Raw genomic sequence first — 16,943 nt, forward strand, 5'->3', positions numbered from 1 at the left:
GACCGGGGGGCGGGCACGGTTTGGGAGGGCGCGCGTGCTGCTGCTAGCCTGGGCCGGTGCGTCTCGTGCCCTCTACCCGAGGCGCGCACTCTGCTCGACCCGCCGACGGCACAAGCCGGCGGCCAGACGAACCTGAGAAGGCTCTTTCGTGGCGAACATCAAGTCCCAGATCAAGCGCAACAAGACCAACGAGAAGGCGCGCCAGCGCAACAAGGCCGTCAAGTCCGAGCTGAAGACCGCGATCCGCCGCACCCGCGAGGCCGTCGCGGCCGGCGACAGCGAGAAGGCCACCGCCGCCGCGCGCGCCGCCTCCGCGAAGCTCGACAAGGCCGTGAGCAAGGGCGTCATCCACAAGAACCAGGCCGCCAACAAGAAGTCGGCGCTGGCTCAGTCGGTCTCCGCGCTCCAGGGCTGAACCAGCGGGACCGCTGAACCAGCGCATCGCTGAAACCAGCGGATCGCTGAACGAGCAGGACAGCTGGACAGCCGGACCACGTCACGGATCGCGGCACCGCCGGCAACCGGAACGAGCGGCCCCTCTACCGCCCGGACCGGCACGGCCCCGACCCAGCGCGCCGCACGCGGACGTTCGCCACGTGCCTGCGGCGCCGGACGTCTTTCCGAGAGCCCGCCCGGGTCCGCCCGGGCGGGCTCTCGCACGTCCCGGGCCGCCCCTCACGTCACCTGCGTACCGCCAGGTCGCGGGGGCGTCACGGGTACGTGAGCGTTCCGTGACCGACCATCCCCGCAGGGGTACCGCTGCCGCTAGTCTCGGCGTATGTCGACGCCGCCCGAGCAGCCGAGTTCGAACCCCTACCAGCAGCCCGCGCCGCCTGTTCCCGGCTCGGCACCGACGCCCCCGCAGGCGCCGCAAGCCCCGGGGGTCGGCGGGTACGGGACGCCGGTACCGGCCCAGCACAATCCTTACGCGCAGGCAGGCGCCTTCGGGCCGCCGGCGCCGGGGCAGCCGGGGGTGGCCCAGCCGGGACAGCCGGGGCAGCCCGGGCAGCCCGGTGCCGCGCCGCAGCCGCCGACGCAGGGGTACTACCTGCCGCCGGGTGCGCCGGGGATGCCGGGTGCGCCCGGGGCGGCGCAGGGCTCCGGCGGTGCCGGGCGGGCGGTGCTGTGGGCGGTGGTGGGCGCCGTGGTGGCATCGGCGCTGTGGGGCGGCGGGGTGCTGCTGTTCGGCAAGGACTCCTCGCCCAAGGCCGACCTGCGCGGGTACAAGCTCGTCAGCAAGCTCTGCGACTCCGTCGACCTGTCGGCCTTCAAGTCCACCTACCCGAAGGACGACGACGACCCGACGCAGTACACCGCCAAGACCCCGACGCTGGACGAGATGTACTGCGACGAGAGCCTCCAGCAGGAGTCCGAGTCGTACCCCGACTCGTACGTGTACGTCGAGGTGGACCTGCACAAGAAGACCGACCCCAGCGGGGAGTTCGCCGACAGCTGGCGCAGCTACACCCAGCACACGGACCACTACACGGTGACCCCGGTCAAGGGCTACGGCGACGAGGCGTACCTCGTCAGCGACACCACGACGAGCAGTTCCTACGTGACGCTCGCGGTGCGCGACGGCTGGGTGACGTACACCATGCAGTGGAGCAACTACTCGGTGGGCAGCTCCAGTTCCCCGGCGACGGCCACGCAGGGGGCGACGTGGGTGAAGGCCGCGACGCGGGCGACGCTGCCGAAGCTCAAGTCGTAGCGGGGTTCTTCGGCGCGGGGCGCGGCGTCAGGTGCGGGAGCGGGCGGCGCGGGCGATGGTGACCACCGCCTTCTCCAGCGCGTACGCCGGGTCCGCCGCGCCGCCCTTGACCGCCGCGTCCGCCTCGGCGACCGCGCGCAGGGCCACCGAGACGCCGTCCGCGGACCAGCCGCGCATCTGCTGCCGGACCCGGTCGATCTTCCACGGCGGCATGCCGAGGTCGCGGGCGAGCTGGCCGGGGTTGGCGCCGCGCGGCGCCGAGGCGAGCTTGCCGATCGACCGCACCCCCGAGGCCAGCGCGAAGGTGATGCCGGGCAGCGGCTGGCCGACCGACAGGGCCCACCGCAAGCGCTCCAGCGCCTCGGCGGCCCGCCCGGTCACCGCGAGGTCGGCGACCTCGAAGCCGGTGGCCTCGGCCCGGCCGGTGTAGTAGCGCGCCACCACGTCGACGTCGATGGTGCCGTCCACGTCGGCGGTCAACTGGGCGCAGGCGCTGGCCAGTTCGCGCAGATCGCTGCCGATCGCGTCGACCAGCGCCTGGGCCGCTTCCGGGGTCGCGGACCGGCCGAGGGTGCGGAACTCCTGCCGGACGAACCCGAGCCGGTCGGCCGGCTTGGTCATCTTCGGGCAGGCCACCTCGCGCGCCCCGGCCTTCCGGGCCGCCTCCAGCAGCGCCTTGCCCTTCGCGCCGCCCGCGTGCAGCAGCACCAGGATGATCTCCTCGGCGGGCGCGGCCAGATACCCCTTGACGTCCTTCACACTGTCCGCCGACAGGTCCTGCGCGTTGCGCACCACGATGACCTTGCGCTCGGCAAACAGCGACGGGCTCGTCAGCTCCGCGAGCGTGCCCGGCTGCACCGCCTCCGACGGCAGGTCCCGCACGTCGGTGTCGGGGTCGGCGGCCTTCGCCGCGGTCACCACCTCGCGCACCGCGCGGTCCAGCAGCAGGTCCTCCTGGCCGACGGCGAGCGTCAGCGGAGCGAGTACGTCGTCTGAAGCGGTCTTCCTGGCCATCGCCGACCAGCATCCCACGCCCCACCGACACCCGGCCCTCCCACCTCGGGCACAATGCCGTGGTGACCGACGTACGACATGTCCTGGTGCTGCCCGAACGCGACGCGGCCGAGGAGGTCGCCGAGCTCCTCTCCGAGCAGTTCGACCTCCCCGACGAACCGCGGGTGCTGCGCGACGCCCTCGCCGGCGAGGACGACGCCGAGGACGCCCAGTGGCTCGTGATCGTCGAATCCGACGACCCCGACGACCTCCCCGCCGCCGCGGCCCTCGACGACATCGCCTCCCACCACGGCGGCTGGCTCGAGGAGGACCGCGACACCCCGTAGGCCCCACCTCACCCGCGCCGGACGCCGGCCCACCCAGCGTCAGCCACCTCGCCTCACCCGTCGGCGTCATCGCCAACTGGCCCTGTGGGCGCCCGGGTTCGGGGGGTGGCCGGGTGGGGGTGGGGGCGGTAGGTGGTGTGGAGGGTGGCGGGGGTGGTGCCGGTGAGGGCGATCGGGCCGTCCTGGTCGGTGCGGAGGGTGAGGGCGCCGAGGGAGTGGAGGGTGGTGAGGGTGCGGGGGGCGGGGTGGCCGTAGGGGTTGTCGGCGCCGACGCTGATGAGGGCGAGGCGGGGGTGGGCGCGGGCGAGGAGGGCCGGGTCCTGGTAGGCGGAGCCGTGGTGGGCGACTTTGAGGACGTCGACGCGGGGCAGGTCGGGGTGGTCCGCGAGGACCTGGGCCTGGACGTCGGGTTCCAGGTCGCCCAGCAGGAGGAGGGTGAGGCCGGCGTCGCGGACCAGGAGGGCGATGCTGGTGTCGTTGGGCGCGCCGGACGGGAGCGGGCCTGAGCCGGGGGCCGGCCACAGGGTCTGCCAGGTGAGCGGGCCGAGAGCGCGCTGCTCGCCCGGGGCCACCCGGCGCAGCGGCACCCCGGCGGCCGCGGCCTGCCGGCGGACCTGGGCGGCCTGGCCGGGCGGGTCGTCCAGCGTGGTCGTCTCGATCGCGCCGACCCGGCGGCCGCGCAGCGCGCCCGGCAGCCCGTCGACGTGGTCGGCGTGGAAGTGGGTGAGGACGAGCAGCGGGATCGAGGTGACCCGCAGGTCGCGCAGGCAGCGGTCGACCGCGGCCGGGTCGGGGCCGGTGTCCACGACGACCGCGCTGCCCGGGCCGGTGGCGAGCGCCAGCGCGTCGCCCTGGCCGACGTCGCACATCGCGAACCGCCAGTCGCGCGGCGGCCATGCGGCTGTGACGCGGGGCAGCGGCACCGGCCGCACCAGGGCGAGCAGCAGCGCGACCGCCAGACCCGCGCACAGCCACGGGCGGCGCAGCAGGCCGCGGCCGCAGACCGCCGCCGCGGCGGTGACCACCGCGAGCAGCGCCGCGCCTGCCCACCCGCCGGGCCAGGCAGCCTCCGCGCCCGGCAGCGCGGCTCCGTGCCGGGCCACGGCGGCGATCCACCGCGTGGGCCAGCCCGCCAGCCACGCCAGCCCGCGGGCCGGGAGCGGGGCGAACGGGGCCACGACCAGCGCCGCGAACCCCAGCACCGTGGCGGGACCGACCGCCGGCTCGGCCAGGAGGTTGCACGGCACCGCGACCAGGCTCAGCCGCGCCGACAGCACCACGATCAGCGGCCCGCACGCCGCCTGCGCGGCCGCCGCCGCGGCCAGGGCCTCCGCCGCACGAGGCGGCAGCCCGTGCCGGCGCAGGGCCGCGGCCCACCGCGGTGCCAGCGTCAGCAGCGAGCCGGTGGCCAGCACCGACAGCGCGAAACCGTAGGAGCGCGCCAGCTCCGGTTCCCAGAGCACCAGGAGCAGCACCGCCCCGGCCAGCGCGGGGAGCAGGGAGCGGCGCCGCCCGGTGCCGATCGCGAGCAGGGTGATCAGACCGCACGCCGCCGCCCGCAGCACGCTCGGGCCGGGCCGGCAGACCAGGACGAAGGCGGCGGTGAGCGCGGCGCCGGCCAGCGCGGTCCAGCGCAGTGGCAGTCCGAGCCGGGCGGCCACACCGCGCCGCTCGACGCGCGTGGCCAGTCCGGGCGGCCCGATCAGCAGGATCAGCACGACCGTGAGGTTCGCGCCGGACACGGACGTCAGGTGCGCCAGGTCCGTGGCCTTGAACGCTTCCGCCAGCTCCGGCGGGACCCCCGCGGTGTCCCCGACCACCAGACCGGGCAGCAGCCCTCGGGCGTCCGCGGGCAGCGGGGCGGCCGCCTTCCGCAGGCCCGCACGCAGGTGGGCGGCCAGGCGCTGGGTGCGAGTCGGGGACCCGGTGATCCGCGGGGCGCCCCTCACCCGCAGCAAGGCCGCGGTCCGCCCGCGCTCGTCCGGTGCGAACCGCGCGGTGGCGGCCAGCCGGGTCGACGGGACCAGCCGCAGCCAGGCCGACGGCGGGCCCGACGCCATCACGACGACCGGCGTCCGCAGCCGGGTCCGCCCGACCCGCTCCACCACCGCCGGCACGACCACCAACGGCTCCCCCACCCCGGCTTCCGGCGCGAAGGGGTCGCCGCTCACCCGCACCACGACCTCCGCGCCGCCCCGGTGCCGGGCGAGCGACGGCACCGGCCCCCGCGTCAACTCCGCGCCCTGCAACGCCGCGGCCGCCGCCGCGACCGCGCCGCACAGCACCGTCGCGAGCGCCGCCGCCCCCAGGCTCACCCGCCCCCACCCGACCGGTACTCCCCTGGTCCGTACACCGACCAGCCCGACGACCCCCACGGCCACGGCGGCCACGGCCGTCAGCGCCACCAACCCCGCGACCACCACCGCCGCCCCCACCGTCGGCACCGCCGCCGCGGCGCCCCACGCCGCCAGCGCGGGCCCGACCAGCCGCAGGTCGGGCGGCCCCTCCTGCTTCGGGTGTGCCGCGCCCAACCGCGAGGCCGCCGCGGCGTGCACCGCCGCCCGCTCCTCACCCCGCGGCGGAGCTTCCGGCGCCTCCCCGGCGGGGCTCATGGCTCGACCAGCGGCTGGAGGGTGGCGAACTTGCGCGGCCCGATGCCCGGGATCTGCTGGAGCTGTTGCACCGAGGTGAACGCGCCGTGCTGGGCGCGGTAGGCGACGATGCGCTGGGCGGTGACAGGGCCGACACCGGGCAGCGCGTCGAGCTGCGGCTCGGTGGCGGTGTTGAGGTGGAGGGGCGCGGATGGGGCCCCGCCTCCGCCGACGGCGCCGGTGCCATCCGGGGAGCCCGCGGAACCGTCACCCGCGGAGGCACCGCCCACCGACGGCGGCGGGGTGACCCCGACGAGGATCTGCTCACCGTCGGCGAGCGGCCGCGCGAGGTTCAGCGCGGTGGTGTCCGTGCCGGGCAGCGGCCCGCCCGCCGCCGTGAGCGCGTCGGCGACCCTCGCGCCCTTGGGGAGTCTGCGCAGGCCGGGCTTGGCCACCTTGCCCGCGATGTCCACGGTGAGCTTGGGCGGCGGTGAGGGCGGGACCGGTGCGGCCGGCGGGGAGGCTGCGGGCGGGGACGCCGGGGCGGCCTCGGGCGGCAGCGGCGCCGCGGGGACGCGGACGGTGCGGGGCCGCCCCGCCCAGTAGTGCTGGACGGCGAGCCCGGCCGCCACCGCGAGGACGACCGTGAGCGCCAGCACCGTCTTCAGCTCCAGCCCGCACCGCACGAACAGCCAGGTCCGCGCGCGGCCGAGCGGCCCGCTCCCGAAGACGGGCGCGCCCGCGACCGGCGGGCCGAGAGACGGCCCCTCGCGCGCCGCGCCGAACACCGCCGCGGTACGGTCCCGCGCCGCCTCGGCGGCATCCGATTCCTTACGGTCCCGCCGACCGGAACCGGGCCCGCTCGACGAGGTCCGCGAACCGGAGGAGGTCCGCGCGCCGGGGAACCTGAGCGGGCCGAGGGAACTGAGCGACTCCGACGAGTCCAAAATGTCCATGCCTCGATGCTGGCCCGCCCGCACCCCCCGGAACGGCCGCCCCCGAGATCTGTGGAGAACCCACCGCCTGTGGACAACTTCGCCACTCATGTGGGTGACCCCGCACCCACATCAGCGCTCCCGCCTCACCGCGGCGCGACCACCACCCCCAGCAGACCCGGCCCCGCGTGCGCCCCGATCACCGCGCCCACCTCGCTCACCACCAGCTCCCCCAGCCCCGGCACCCGCGACCGCAGCCGCTCCGCCAAAGCCGCGGCCCGTTCGCCCGCGGCGAGATGGTGCACCGCGAGGTCCACCCGCCCGCCGCCCTCTCCCCCGGTTCCCGCGCCGGCCGCCGCCCGCTCCACCACGATCTCCTCCAGCCGGGTCACCGCCTTCGACGCGGTGCGCACCTTCTCCAGGAGTTCGATCCGCCCGTCCGCGAGCCGCAGCAGCGGCTTCACCGCCAGCGCCGAGCCGAACAGCGCCTGCGCGGCACCGATCCGCCCGCCCCGCCGCAGGTAGTCGAGCGTGTCGACGTAGAAGAAGGCCGAGGTGGCGGCGGCGCGGCGCTCGGCGGCGGCCACGACGTCGTCCGGGCTGCCCCCGGCCTCCGCGGCCTCGGCGGCGGCGAGGACGGTGAAGCCCAGCGCCATCGCGACCATCCCGGTGTCGACGACCCGCACCGGAACGGGCGCCTCCTTCGCCGCGACGGTCGCGGCGTCGTACGTCCCGGAGAAGTCCGCGGACAGGTGGAGCGAGACGATCGCCTGCGCGCCGGACGCGGCGGCCGCCTCGTAGGCCGCGGTGAACTCCGCGGGGCTGGGGCGGGAGGTCGTCACCGGGCGGCGGCGCTGGAGGGCGCGGGCCACGGCGGGGGCGGAGATGTCGGTGCCCTCCTCGAACGCCTCGTCGTCGATCACCACGGTGAGGGGGACCAGGCTTATGGCGTGCCGGGTGAGGGCCTGCGGGCTCAGGTAGGCCGTGGAGTCCGTGACGATGGAGACGTGCGGGGGCATGTCGGGAGATTACCGGGGCCCCGCGCGGTGCGGCACGTCGGGACCTGCGGCTCAGGGCGGCTCAGGGCGGCTCAGGGCGGCTCAGTGCGGCTTGTCCCGCAGCTCCCCCGCGTTCTGCCCGCCGCCGCGGGCGATCGGCTCCCAGTGCCGCAGCGCCGTCGCCTCCATGTCGATCTCCCGCGTCAGCGACGCGAGGTCGTCGCCGTTCGCGTGGTGCACCCGGTCCTGGGCCGCCCAGCGCAGCGAGTCCGCGGAGTGGGTGATGTGCCGGGTCCGCTCGGTCAGTTCGGGCAGTTGCGCGGCGACCCTGGCCTTGTCCGGCTCGCGTTCGAGCAGCTTCAGCTCGGCGTCGAGGGTGCGGGCGTGGTCGTTGAGCCGGTCGAGCAGGGCCGCGGCCTCGGGCAGGGAGGCGTGCGCCATGGCCTCGAAGGTGCTGTCGATGGAGGAGCGCAGGTCGAGGCGGAGCTGTGTGAGCGCCCCGATGTCGCCGGGCTGGGCGAACCGGCGGGCCCGCAGCTTCTGGTCCTCCACCAGCCGGCGCGCCCGGGAGGTGTGCCGCTCGACGCCCCGCTTCACCGCACGCGTCGTCCGCACGATCGCCACCGTCGCGAGCGTCGCGAAGATCAGGAAGAACAGCAGGAGGATGATGCCGACGGTCTCCACGGACAGCGCCTCCGATCGCGGGCCACGGCCCACCCGGGCCCGGTCCAACCGACCCGTTCGGGCCTGGTTCCACGGTAATGCCTGCGGACGGGCGAAGGGGCCGGAGCGCCGGACGACCTGTCCCGGTCGTTTCCCCGAACCCGCTCCGGCCCCTCCCCTAGGGGCACCGCACCTCCGCGCCCCCGCGCTACGGCCGCACACCCCGAGGGGGCCGGCCTCACACCACGATGTTGACCAGCTTCGGCGCCCGGACGATCACCTTGCGCACCGCCGCGCCGCCGACCGCCTCGACGACCGCCGGGGCGGCCAGCGCCAGCTTCTCCAGCTCGGCGTCGGTGATCGCCGGCGGCACCTCCAGCCGCGCCTTGACCTTGCCCTTGACCTGGACGACGCAGGTGACGGCCTCGTCCTGGACCAGCGCGGGGTCGGCGACCGGGAACGGCTCGTGGGCCAGCGACCCGCCGTGCCCCAGCTTGGCCCACAGCTCCTCGGCGAAGTGCGGGGCCAGCGGCGCGATCAGCAGCACCAGCGCCTCGGCCACCGAGCGCGGCACCCCGCCGGTGGCGCCCGAGGTGCGGGTCAGCGTGTTGTTCAGCTCGGTGATCTTGGCGATCGCCGTGTTGAACCGCAGGTTCGCCATGTCGGTGGAGACGCCGTCGATCGCCTTGTGCAGGGCGCGCAGCGTCGCCTCGTCGGGCTCGGCGTCCAGGACGGTGACCTCGCCGGTGGCCTCGTCCACCACGTTGCGCCACATCCGCTGGAGCAGGCGGTACTGCCCGACGACGGCGCGGGTGTCCCAGGGGCGGGAGACGTCCAGCGGGCCCATCGCCATCTCGTACAGCCGCAGGGTGTCGGCGCCGTACTCCGCGCAGATCTCGTCGGGCGTGACCGCGTTCTTCAGCGACTTGCCCATCTTGCCCAGCAGCCGGGAGACGGGTTCGCCGTGGTGGAAGTAGGCGCCGTCCACCTCCTCGACCTCGGCCGCGGGCACCGCGATGCCGCGCGCGTCGCGGTAGACAAACGCCTGGATCATGCCCTGGTTGTACAGCTTGTGGAACGGCTCGAAGGACGAGATGTACCCCAGGTCGTACAGCACCTTGTGCCAGAACCGGGCGTACAGCAGGTGCAGCACCGCGTGTTCGGCGCCGCCGACGTACAGGTCCACGCCGCCGGCCGGCTGGCCCTCGCGCGGGCCCATCCAGTACGACTCGGCCTCGGCGGAGACCAGCCGCTCGGTGTTGTGCGGGTCCAGGTAGCGCAGTTCGTACCAGCACGAGCCCGCCCAGTTGGGCATGGTGTTGGTCTCACGGCGGTAGGTGCGCGGGCCGTTGCCGTCGCCCAGGTCCAGTTCGACGGTGACCCACTCCTCGTTGCGGGCCAGCGGGGGCTCCGGGGAGGTGTCGGCGTCGTCGGGGTCGAAGGTGCGCGGGCTGTAGTCGTCGACCTCGGGCAGCTCCACGGGCAGCATCGAGTCGGGTACGGCGTGCGCGGTGCCCTCCTCGTCGTAGACGATCGGGAACGGCTCGCCCCAGTACCGCTGGCGGCTGAACAGCCAGTCGCGCAGGCGGTAGTTGACGGTGCCCTCGCCGATGCCGTGCTCGGTCAGCCAGGCGGTGATGGCGGCCTTCGCGTCGACGACGCCCAGGCCGTCCAGGCTGATCGGGTCGGCGGCCCCGTCGCCGGTACGGGAGTTGACGATCTTCCCGTCGTACGACACGAAGGCGTCGTCCCAGGCGGCCGGGTCGGTGCCGCGGCCGTCGCCGGGCTCGACGACGCAGCGCAGCGGCAGGTCGAAGGCGCGGGCGAACGCGAAGTCGCGGCTGTCGTGGGCGGGCACCGCCATGATCGCGCCGGTGCCGTAGCCCATCAGGACGTAGTCGGCGATGAAGACCGGGACGCGCTCGCCGCTGACCGGGTTGACCGCGTAGGCGCCGGTGAAGACGCCGGTCTTGTCCTTCGCCTCGGCCTGCCGCTCGACGTCGGACTTCGCGGCGGCCTGCTTGCGGTAGGCGGCGACTGCGTCGGCCGGGGTGGCGTGGCCGCCGGTCCAGGCGTCGCGGGTGCCGGCCGGCCAGGCGGCGGGCACGAGCGGCTCGACCAGCTCGTGCTCGGGCGCCAGCACCATGTAGGTGGCGCCGAACAGGGTGTCCGGGCGGGTGGTGAAGACGGTGATCGCGCGGTCGTCGCCCGCCGCGGTGCGCACGGCGAAGTCCACCCGGGCGCCCTCGCTGCGGCCGATCCAGTTGCGCTGCTGGAGCTTGATCGCCTCGGGCCAGTCCACCGCGTCCAGGTCGTCGGCCAGCCGGTCGGCGTACGCGGTGATCCGCATCATCCACTGGCGCAGGTTCGCCTTGAAGACGGGGAAGTTGCCGCGCTCGGAGCGGCCGTCGGCGGTGACCTCCTCGTTGGACAGCACCGTGCCCAGGCCGGGGCACCAGTTGACCGGCGACTTCGCGGCGTAGGCCAGGCGGTAGCCGCTCAGCACGTCGGCGCGCTCGGGGCCGGTCAGCTCCGCCCAGGGGCGGCCGCCGGGCACCTGGCGGCTGCCGTCCTCGAACTGGGCGATCAGGGTGTCGATCGGGCGGGCCCGGTCGGCGTCGGGGTCGTACCAGGAGTTGTAGATCTGCAGGAAGATCCACTGGGTCCAGCGGTAGTACTCCGGGTCGATGGTGGCGAACGAGCGGCGGCGGTCGTGGCCCAGGCCCAGCCGACGCAGCTGGGCGCGCATGTTGGCCATGTTGGCCTCGGTGCTGACCCGGGGGTGGGTGCCGGTCTGCACGGCGTACTGCTCGGCGGGCAGGCCGAACGCGTCGAAGCCCAGGGTGTGCAGGACGTTGTGGCCGGTCATCCGCTGGTGCCGGGCGAAGACGTCGGTGGCGATGTAGCCCAGCGGGTGGCCGACGTGCAGGCCCACCCCGGAGGGGTAGGGGAACATGTCCATGATGAACTTCTTCGGCCGGGCGGCCAGCTCGGGCTGCCCGTCCAGCTCACCGCTGGGGTTGGGGGCGGCGAAGGTGCCGTGCTCGTCCCAGTGGTCCTGCCAGTGGCGCTCGATCCGCGCGGCCAGTTCGGCCGTGTAGCGGTACGGCGCAGCCGTCTCGGCGGCCGGGGTGGTGTCGCTCATCGTCCTCGGTACTCCATCGATGTCGTGACGGCTGCGCCGCCGTGAGCCGCTTCCTGGTGTTCCCGGGGTTCCCCGGGTTCCTGCCGTTCCTGGCAGGGGAAACAAAAAAACCCCTCGCGCAGGAGGGGTGCCGCACTGACGTGGTGCTCGGTCAGCGCGGCGGGCTAAGCAGGAGGCTCACGGCTCGCATGCGGTCAGGATACCGCAGCGCGTCCCGGGCCCGCACGGGGGCGGGCCCGTAGCCGGGGTTGCCGGTACGGGCCCGCCGTCAGCGTCGAAGCCGTCGCGTCAGTGCTTCTTGCCGCCGCCCTGCTTGGCGGGCTTGGCGGGCTTGAACGACTGGACGTAGCCCTTGGCCGGGCTGCCGACACCGGTGACGTCGTCGTAGCCGACCGTGGCGTGCAGCGAGCTGTCCACGCCGAAGGTGCGCAGGCTGGTGACCAGGCCGTCCGAGGCGTCCACGCCGTTGGCGTAGTCGACGCGGACATTGGCGATGCCCTGGTTCTGGCCGAGCGGGTGGTCGGTCACGTCGTGGTAGGCGGAGGTGCCGTACCGGTCGTAGATCAGCGGGTTGGCGAAGCCGATCGGCACGCCGCCACGGGCCTGCTCGGCGAGCGCCTGGACGCCGGCAATGACCGGGGAGGCGAGCGAGGTGCCGCCGAGGCGGTACTCGCTGTACTTCACGGTGCCGTCGGGGAAGGCCTGGGTCTGGCCGATCAGGAAGCCGGTGTTCGGGTCGGCGACGGCCGAGATGTCCGGCTGGACCCGCATCTTCGTGGTGCCGCCGCCTGCCAGCGCGAGCGAGTCAGGGACGACGCCGCGCTGGTAGAAGGGCTGCTGCACCAGCTTGCTGGTGCCGCCGCCGGCGCCCGAGGTGAAGGGGCCGGGGAAGCCGTCCCAGCTCTTGCCGTCGGAGGACAGCGGGGCGCGCTCGGTGCCCCAGCCGGTCTCCCACAGGTAGGTGTCGTTCTTGCCGACCGCCAGCGAGGTGCCGCCCACGGAGGTGGCCCAGGCGGAGTCCGACGGGGTGCTGACGTCCTTGGCACCGTCGATGGTGTCGTCGCCGTCGTCACCGGAGGAGAAGTAGAAGCCGATGCCCTCGACCACGCCCTGCTCGAAGGTCTGGTCGTAGGCGGCCTGCACGTCCGGCGTCGAGTTGGCCTCGACGTCGCCCCACGAGTTGCTGACGATGGTGGCGAGCCGGCCGTCGACGATGGTGTTCAGCGAGTCGAGCAGGTCGTCGTCGTAGCAGGACTTGGCGCCCACGTAGACGATATTCGCGTCCGGGGCGAGTGCGTGCACGGACTCGACGTCGAGGGTCTCCTCGCCGTACCAGCCGTTGCCGCCGCAGTCCTCGACGTTGGTGTAGGCGTCGGCGGCCGGGGTGACCTGGGTCAGCTGGCCCTTGCGGTACTTCTGGCCGCCGGTGTCCTTCGCCAGCGTGGCGCTGTCGCCGACGATGGTCGGCGAGGCGTACGCGTCGGTGATCGCGACGGTGACGCCCTTGCCGGTGTACTTGCCGGCGCCGTAGGCGGCGCGCAGCTGGTCACCGGTGTAGCCCTTGATCGTGTACGGGGCCTTGCCGCCGTACGCGGAGGGAAGCTTGGTGTTGGTGTTCGACCCGTAGTAGGTCGAGAACGGGCCGGCGTTGACGAACGCGTCGGCGGGGCCGGGCAGCGTGTCGTCGTGGCTGGCCTTCTTCGGGGCGTTGTCCAGGCCGGTGACGGTCAGGACGGCGCCCTTGAGGGAGGCGGGCGCGGACGCCGTGCTGGTGGGGGCCCGGTAGGTGTGGCCGGACTTGGTGTAGTTGTGCAGCTGGGTGCCGAACGCCTTCTCGGCGGCCTTCACGTCACCGGTGACGGTCAGGTAGTGCGCGTTGGACCCGGTCACCTTCAGACCGGCGGAGGTCAGCCAGTCGGTGATCGCGTCGGTCTGGGCCGTGGTGGCGCCGAACCGGGCCTTGACCTGAGCGGGCGTCAGGTAGTGCGCGTAGTCCGCGGAGTTCGGGTCCGAGACGGACTGGGCGTAGGCTTCGAGGCCCTTGGCGTCCTTGCCGGCCAGGTAGACCCGTACGGTCACCTTGCCGCTGTCGGACGTGGCGCCCTTGTCCGCACCCGCGGTGGCCCACTGCGGCTTGGTGCCGCTCAGGAGCTGCCGTCCGGCGGGCTGTGCGGCCGTGGCGCTCTGGGCACCAAGTGCGAGGGCACCGGCGACCAGCGGCAGCGCCGCCGCCACCGCGAGTGCCGCGCGCGTTCTCTTGCGCTCAAATCTCATGGAACCCCCATACGCAGCGAATGGTTGTCGCATCAAGGCGGCTCGCCGCTATGCGTGCGCGGCTCACCGCAGAGCGACACTCTTTCGCTGATCAGTTCATGCCAGGGATATGGTTTCCCCAAGAGAACGTAAAGGAACGGTAGTTCTCCGCTCTCCGGTCCGTGCACGTCCGGTGGACGCCCCGCGTCGACATGCTGCTCACCGCGCTCCCGCCCGAAACGCCCTCCCCGCCGCGGCGCCTGACGAGGGCTCACGCCCCGCCCGCGTCCTGCGCGCCGCGGGGACACGAAAAACGCCGCACACCCGGTGGTGTGCGGCGTTCGCGGTCGTGTGGAGCTACGGGGAATTGAACCCCGGACCTCTTGCATGCCATGCAAGCGCTCTACCAACTGAGCTACAGCCCCGCGGCGGCCGGTGTCCCGGCGGCCTGTGGCCACTTTACACGGCCGCACCGGCGGGAAGCACATCCATTGTCCCGGGCGCCAGGGGGCGCGAGGGCCCGGGAGCGGGACGGCTGCGGGACGGCCGCCGGACGGCCGCGGTGTTCACGAAGTCTCAATAAAAGGTGCGGGTTTTGCGGGCTACGGTGGGTCGGGCCGTGTGGACAAGAGGCTGGAGGCCACCGTGACCACCGCGTTCGACCCGATCGACCTGGCCGGGATACGCCTGCGCAACCGGATCGCCATGGCGCCGATGACCCGCAGCAGGGCGTACGGGCCGGGGCTGAGCCCCACCGCGTCGACCGCCGCCTACTACGCGCAGCGGGCGTCGGCCGGGCTGATCGTGACCGAGGGCATCCAGCCGTCGCCCGGCGGGCAGGGCTACCCGGACACCCCCGGGCTGCACAGCGCCGAGCAGGTCGCCGCCTGGCGCAAGGTGACCGGGGCGGTGCACGCCGCGGGCGGCCGGATCTTCGCCCAGCTGATGCACACCGGACGGATCGGGCACCCCTCCCTGCTGCCGGACGGCCTCTACCCGGTGGGTCCGTCCGCGGTCCCCGCGCAGGGCTCGGTGTACACCGCGAACGGGCCGAAGCCGTTCGTGGTGCCGCACGAGCTGAACGAGGACGACATCTGGCAGACCGTCGAGGACCACGCCGCCGCCGCCCGCAACGCCATGGCCGCCGGCTTCGACGGGGTGGAGGTGCACGGCGCCAACGGCTACCTGGTGCACCAGTTCCTCGCCCCGAACGCCAATATCCGGGTGGACCACTGGGGCGGCGACGACCGCCGCCGCACCCGGTTCGCGGTGGAGGTGGTCCGGGCGGTGGCCGCCGCGATCGGCCCCGAGCGGACCGGGCTGCGGATCTCCCCCGGCAAGGCGCTGGGCGACATCGACGAGCCGGACCCGGCCCCCACCTACCGGGCGCTGCTGCGCGACCTGGAACCGGTCGGCCCGGCCTACCTGCACCTGGTGGAGAGCCCGGACCGGGAGCTGACCCGGGAGCTGCGCGACCGGTTCGGCGGGGTGTTCGTCCTCAACCCCCGCGTCGAGGGCGGCCACGCCGGACCCGAGCAGCTGTCCCTGGTCGAGGACGGCACCGCGGACGTGCTCTCCTACGGCGCCCTCTTCCTCGCCAACCCCGACCTGCCGCTGCGGCTGCGGCGCGGCGGGCCGTACAACTCCCCCGAGCGCGCCACGTACTACGGCGGCGACGACCGCGGTTACACCGACTACCCGGCGCTGCCCGCCGACGAACCCCGGACCGACGCCGCCACCACGCCCAGCACCGCCACCGCGATCAGCGCCACCGAGGTGACCGCGTAGGCGTGCGCGGAGTGGTGCGCGCCCACACCCGAGCCGAGCCGGTTGAGGTAGACGGTGCCCAGGGTCGCCACCCCGGCGAGCTGACCGAGCTGCGTCACCGTGGCGAGCAGTCCGCTCGCGTCGGCGGCGTCCTGCGGCGCGACCTGGGCCAGTGCGAGCGCGAACGTCGGGCTGAACGACAGGCCCAATCCGGCGCCGAGCAGCACCAGACCGGCGTAGAAGGCCCCACCGCCGCCGCCTCCGCCGCGCAGCGCCAGCCCGACCACCGCCAGCGCGAGAGCGGCCAGCCCCATCCCGGCCGGGGCCAGCCGGCCCCACCACCTGCTCGGCAGCCGGCGCCAGTAAAGGCTGGTGCCGCCGAAGACCACCGCGGTGATCGCGAAGGTCAGCCCGGTGCGCAGCGCGCTGTAGCCGAGCCCCGTCTGAAGGTGCAGCGCCACCGCGAAGAGGAAGCCGGCGTTCACCGCCATGGCCAGCATCAGCAGCGCCACCGAGCGGATCATGCCCGGCGCGCGCAGCACCCGCCCGGACACCAGCGGCGCGCCACCGCGCCGGGTCAGCCGGCGCTCGACCACCGCGAACACCGCGAACACCAGCACGCTCAGCCCGAGGCAGACGAAGCCCCACAGCGGCCAGCCCTCCTCCTGCCCGAGCACCAGCGGCACCGTCAGGAGCGTGACCGCCGCGCCCAGCGCCACCAGGCCCGGCAGGTCCAGGCCGCGGCGCCGCTCCGGAGCGGTGCGCGGGTCCTTCGGCAGCACCCGCGGGGCGAGCGCCAGCAGCACCACGCCGATCGGGACGTTCACCAGGAACACCGGCCGCCAACCGGTCCCGAACAGGTCGGCGCTGACCAGCACACCGCCAAGCGACTGGCCGAGCGCCGCGCCGGAGGCGATCACCGCCGAGTACGCGCTCATCGCGCGGGTGCGGGCGTCCCCGCGGAAGTTCAGCTGGAGCAGGCTCAGCACCTGCGGGATCATCAGCGCCGACCCGGCGCCCTGCACGAACCGGAAGCCGATCAGCTCCCCCGTGGTCCCGGCGAGCCCGCAGGCCAGTGAGGCGGCGGTGAACACCGACAGGCCGGTGAGGAACATCCGCCGGTGCCCGAGCAGGTCGCCCAGCCGGGCGCCGGTGATCAGCAGCACCGCGTACGCGATGGTGTAGCCGGCGACCACCATCTGCAAGGCCGCGCCCGAGGCGTGCAGGTCGGCGCGGATGGTGGGGGCGGCGACGTTGACGATGAAGACGTCGAGCAGCGCCATGAACAGGCCGCCGAGGATGGTCCCCAGCAGCAGCCCGGACCGCGGCCCCGGGCGGCCGGGCCCGGCGGGGTCGGCACGGGCGGCGGGGCCGGTACCGGTGACGGGGTCGGTGCGGGCGGCGGACGGGGTGGCGGGGGCCGTGGACGCGGCCCCGGACAGCGTGTCGTTGCTCATGCCGTCGAGCCTCGCGCCGCGCCGGTACCAGTAACGAGAGCCCAGTGGTCCTGGTACTGACAGCACCTGGCAGCGGCGCGGCG

12 protein-coding genes and 1 tRNA gene are annotated in these 16,943 nt (G+C 74.3%); 4 read left to right on the forward strand and 9 right to left on the reverse strand.

The features are described 5' to 3' along the window. Nucleotides 1–148: 148 nt before the first annotated feature. Together rpsT and WA788_RS28440 are read left to right on the forward strand one after the other, a co-directional pair. Entirely contained in the window at nt 149–415 is a 267-nt protein-coding gene (gene rpsT, locus WA788_RS28435; RefSeq protein ID WP_202233674.1) for a 30S ribosomal protein S20, read from the forward strand. Nucleotides 416–778: 363 nt separating this feature from the next. Next, the gene (locus WA788_RS28440; RefSeq protein WP_335982067.1) at nt 779–1,711 is read left to right on the forward strand and encodes a hypothetical protein; all 933 of its coding nucleotides are present in this window, start codon (nt 779–781) and stop codon (nt 1,709–1,711) included. 27 nt (nt 1,712–1,738) lie between these two features. On the opposite strand, the gene holA is transcribed toward WA788_RS28440, so the two are convergent. After that, nucleotides 1,739–2,725: a DNA polymerase III subunit delta gene (holA, locus tag WA788_RS28445; protein WP_335982068.1), complete on the reverse strand. Its 987-nt coding sequence runs from the start codon at nt 2,723–2,725 to the stop codon at nt 1,739–1,741. Between the two features lie 62 nt (nt 2,726–2,787). On the opposite strand from holA, the gene WA788_RS28450 reads away from it, so the two are divergent. Next, nucleotides 2,788–3,051 (forward strand): hypothetical protein, encoded by a 264-nt coding sequence (locus WA788_RS28450; RefSeq protein WP_335982070.1) that lies wholly within the window; start codon nt 2,788–2,790, stop codon nt 3,049–3,051. A gap of 53 nt (nt 3,052–3,104) precedes the next feature. Here WA788_RS28450 and WA788_RS28455 read toward each other — a convergent pair whose 3' ends face one another. The 7 genes from WA788_RS28455 to WA788_RS28485 all read right to left on the reverse strand — a co-directional run bounded on the left by WA788_RS28455 (nt 3,105) and on the right by WA788_RS28485 (nt 14,061). Next, nucleotides 3,105–5,663 carry a ComEC/Rec2 family competence protein gene (locus WA788_RS28455; protein ID WP_335982072.1) on the reverse strand — a complete coding sequence of 853 codons (2,559 nt, stop codon included), beginning with the start codon at nt 5,661–5,663 and terminating at the stop codon, nt 3,105–3,107. Beyond that, the gene (locus tag WA788_RS28460) at nt 5,660–6,598 is read right to left on the reverse strand and encodes a ComEA family DNA-binding protein (protein ID WP_335982074.1); all 939 of its coding nucleotides are present in this window, start codon (nt 6,596–6,598) and stop codon (nt 5,660–5,662) included. Before WA788_RS28460 ends, WA788_RS28455 begins: the two co-directional genes overlap by 4 nt. 125 nt (nt 6,599–6,723) lie before the next feature. Beyond that, nucleotides 6,724–7,596 carry a DegV family protein gene (locus WA788_RS28465; RefSeq protein WP_335982076.1) on the reverse strand — a complete coding sequence of 291 codons (873 nt, stop codon included), beginning with the start codon at nt 7,594–7,596 and terminating at the stop codon, nt 6,724–6,726. A gap of 81 nt (nt 7,597–7,677) precedes the next feature. Continuing rightward, nucleotides 7,678–8,259, reverse strand: a complete 582-nt coding sequence (locus WA788_RS28470) for a hypothetical protein (protein WP_335982077.1) — start codon at nt 8,257–8,259, stop codon at nt 7,678–7,680. Nucleotides 8,260–8,476: 217 nt separating this feature from the next. Continuing rightward, nucleotides 8,477–11,383, reverse strand: a complete 2,907-nt coding sequence (leuS, locus tag WA788_RS28475; protein WP_335982079.1) for a leucine--tRNA ligase — start codon at nt 11,381–11,383, stop codon at nt 8,477–8,479. A gap of 288 nt (nt 11,384–11,671) precedes the next feature. After that, nucleotides 11,672–13,657, reverse strand: coding sequence for a S53 family peptidase (locus WA788_RS28480; protein ID WP_335982081.1), 1,986 nt, complete (start codon nt 13,655–13,657; stop codon nt 11,672–11,674). Between the two features lie 331 nt (nt 13,658–13,988). Continuing rightward, nucleotides 13,989–14,061, reverse strand: a tRNA-Ala gene (locus WA788_RS28485). Between the two features lie 220 nt (nt 14,062–14,281). On the opposite strand from WA788_RS28485, the gene WA788_RS28490 reads away from it, so the two are divergent. Further along, nucleotides 14,282–15,424: an alkene reductase gene (locus tag WA788_RS28490; protein WP_335982172.1), complete on the forward strand. Its 1,143-nt coding sequence runs from the start codon at nt 14,282–14,284 to the stop codon at nt 15,422–15,424. Here WA788_RS28490 and WA788_RS28495 read toward each other — a convergent pair. Further along, entirely contained in the window at nt 15,331–16,860 is a 1,530-nt protein-coding gene (locus WA788_RS28495; protein ID WP_335982083.1) for an MFS transporter, read from the reverse strand. The two genes, WA788_RS28490 and WA788_RS28495, sit on opposite strands and share 94 nt — an antisense overlap. Nucleotides 16,861–16,943: the final 83 nt, after the last annotated feature.

It is taken from the genome of Streptomyces sp. CA2R106 (assembly GCF_037034245.1).
GTDB lineage: Bacteria > Actinomycetota > Actinomycetes > Streptomycetales > Streptomycetaceae > Actinacidiphila.

Coding starts and splice junctions, on each gene's coding strand:
- WA788_RS28440 (WP_335982067.1), top strand. CDS start 779: ATGTCGACGCCGCCCGAGCAGCCGAGTTCGAACCCCTACCAGCAGCCC.
- holA (WP_335982068.1), bottom strand. CDS start 2,725: ATGGCCAGGAAGACCGCTTCAGACGACGTACTCGCTCCGCTGACGCTC.
- WA788_RS28455 (WP_335982072.1), bottom strand. CDS start 5,663: ATGAGCCCCGCCGGGGAGGCGCCGGAAGCTCCGCCGCGGGGTGAGGAG.
- WA788_RS28460 (WP_335982074.1), bottom strand. CDS start 6,598: ATGGACATTTTGGACTCGTCGGAGTCGCTCAGTTCCCTCGGCCCGCTC.
- WA788_RS28465 (WP_335982076.1), bottom strand. CDS start 7,596: ATGCCCCCGCACGTCTCCATCGTCACGGACTCCACGGCCTACCTGAGC.
- leuS (WP_335982079.1), bottom strand. CDS start 11,383: ATGAGCGACACCACCCCGGCCGCCGAGACGGCTGCGCCGTACCGCTAC.
- WA788_RS28480 (WP_335982081.1), bottom strand. CDS start 13,657: ATGAGATTTGAGCGCAAGAGAACGCGCGCGGCACTCGCGGTGGCGGCG.
- WA788_RS28495 (WP_335982083.1), bottom strand. CDS start 16,860: ATGAGCAACGACACGCTGTCCGGGGCCGCGTCCACGGCCCCCGCCACC.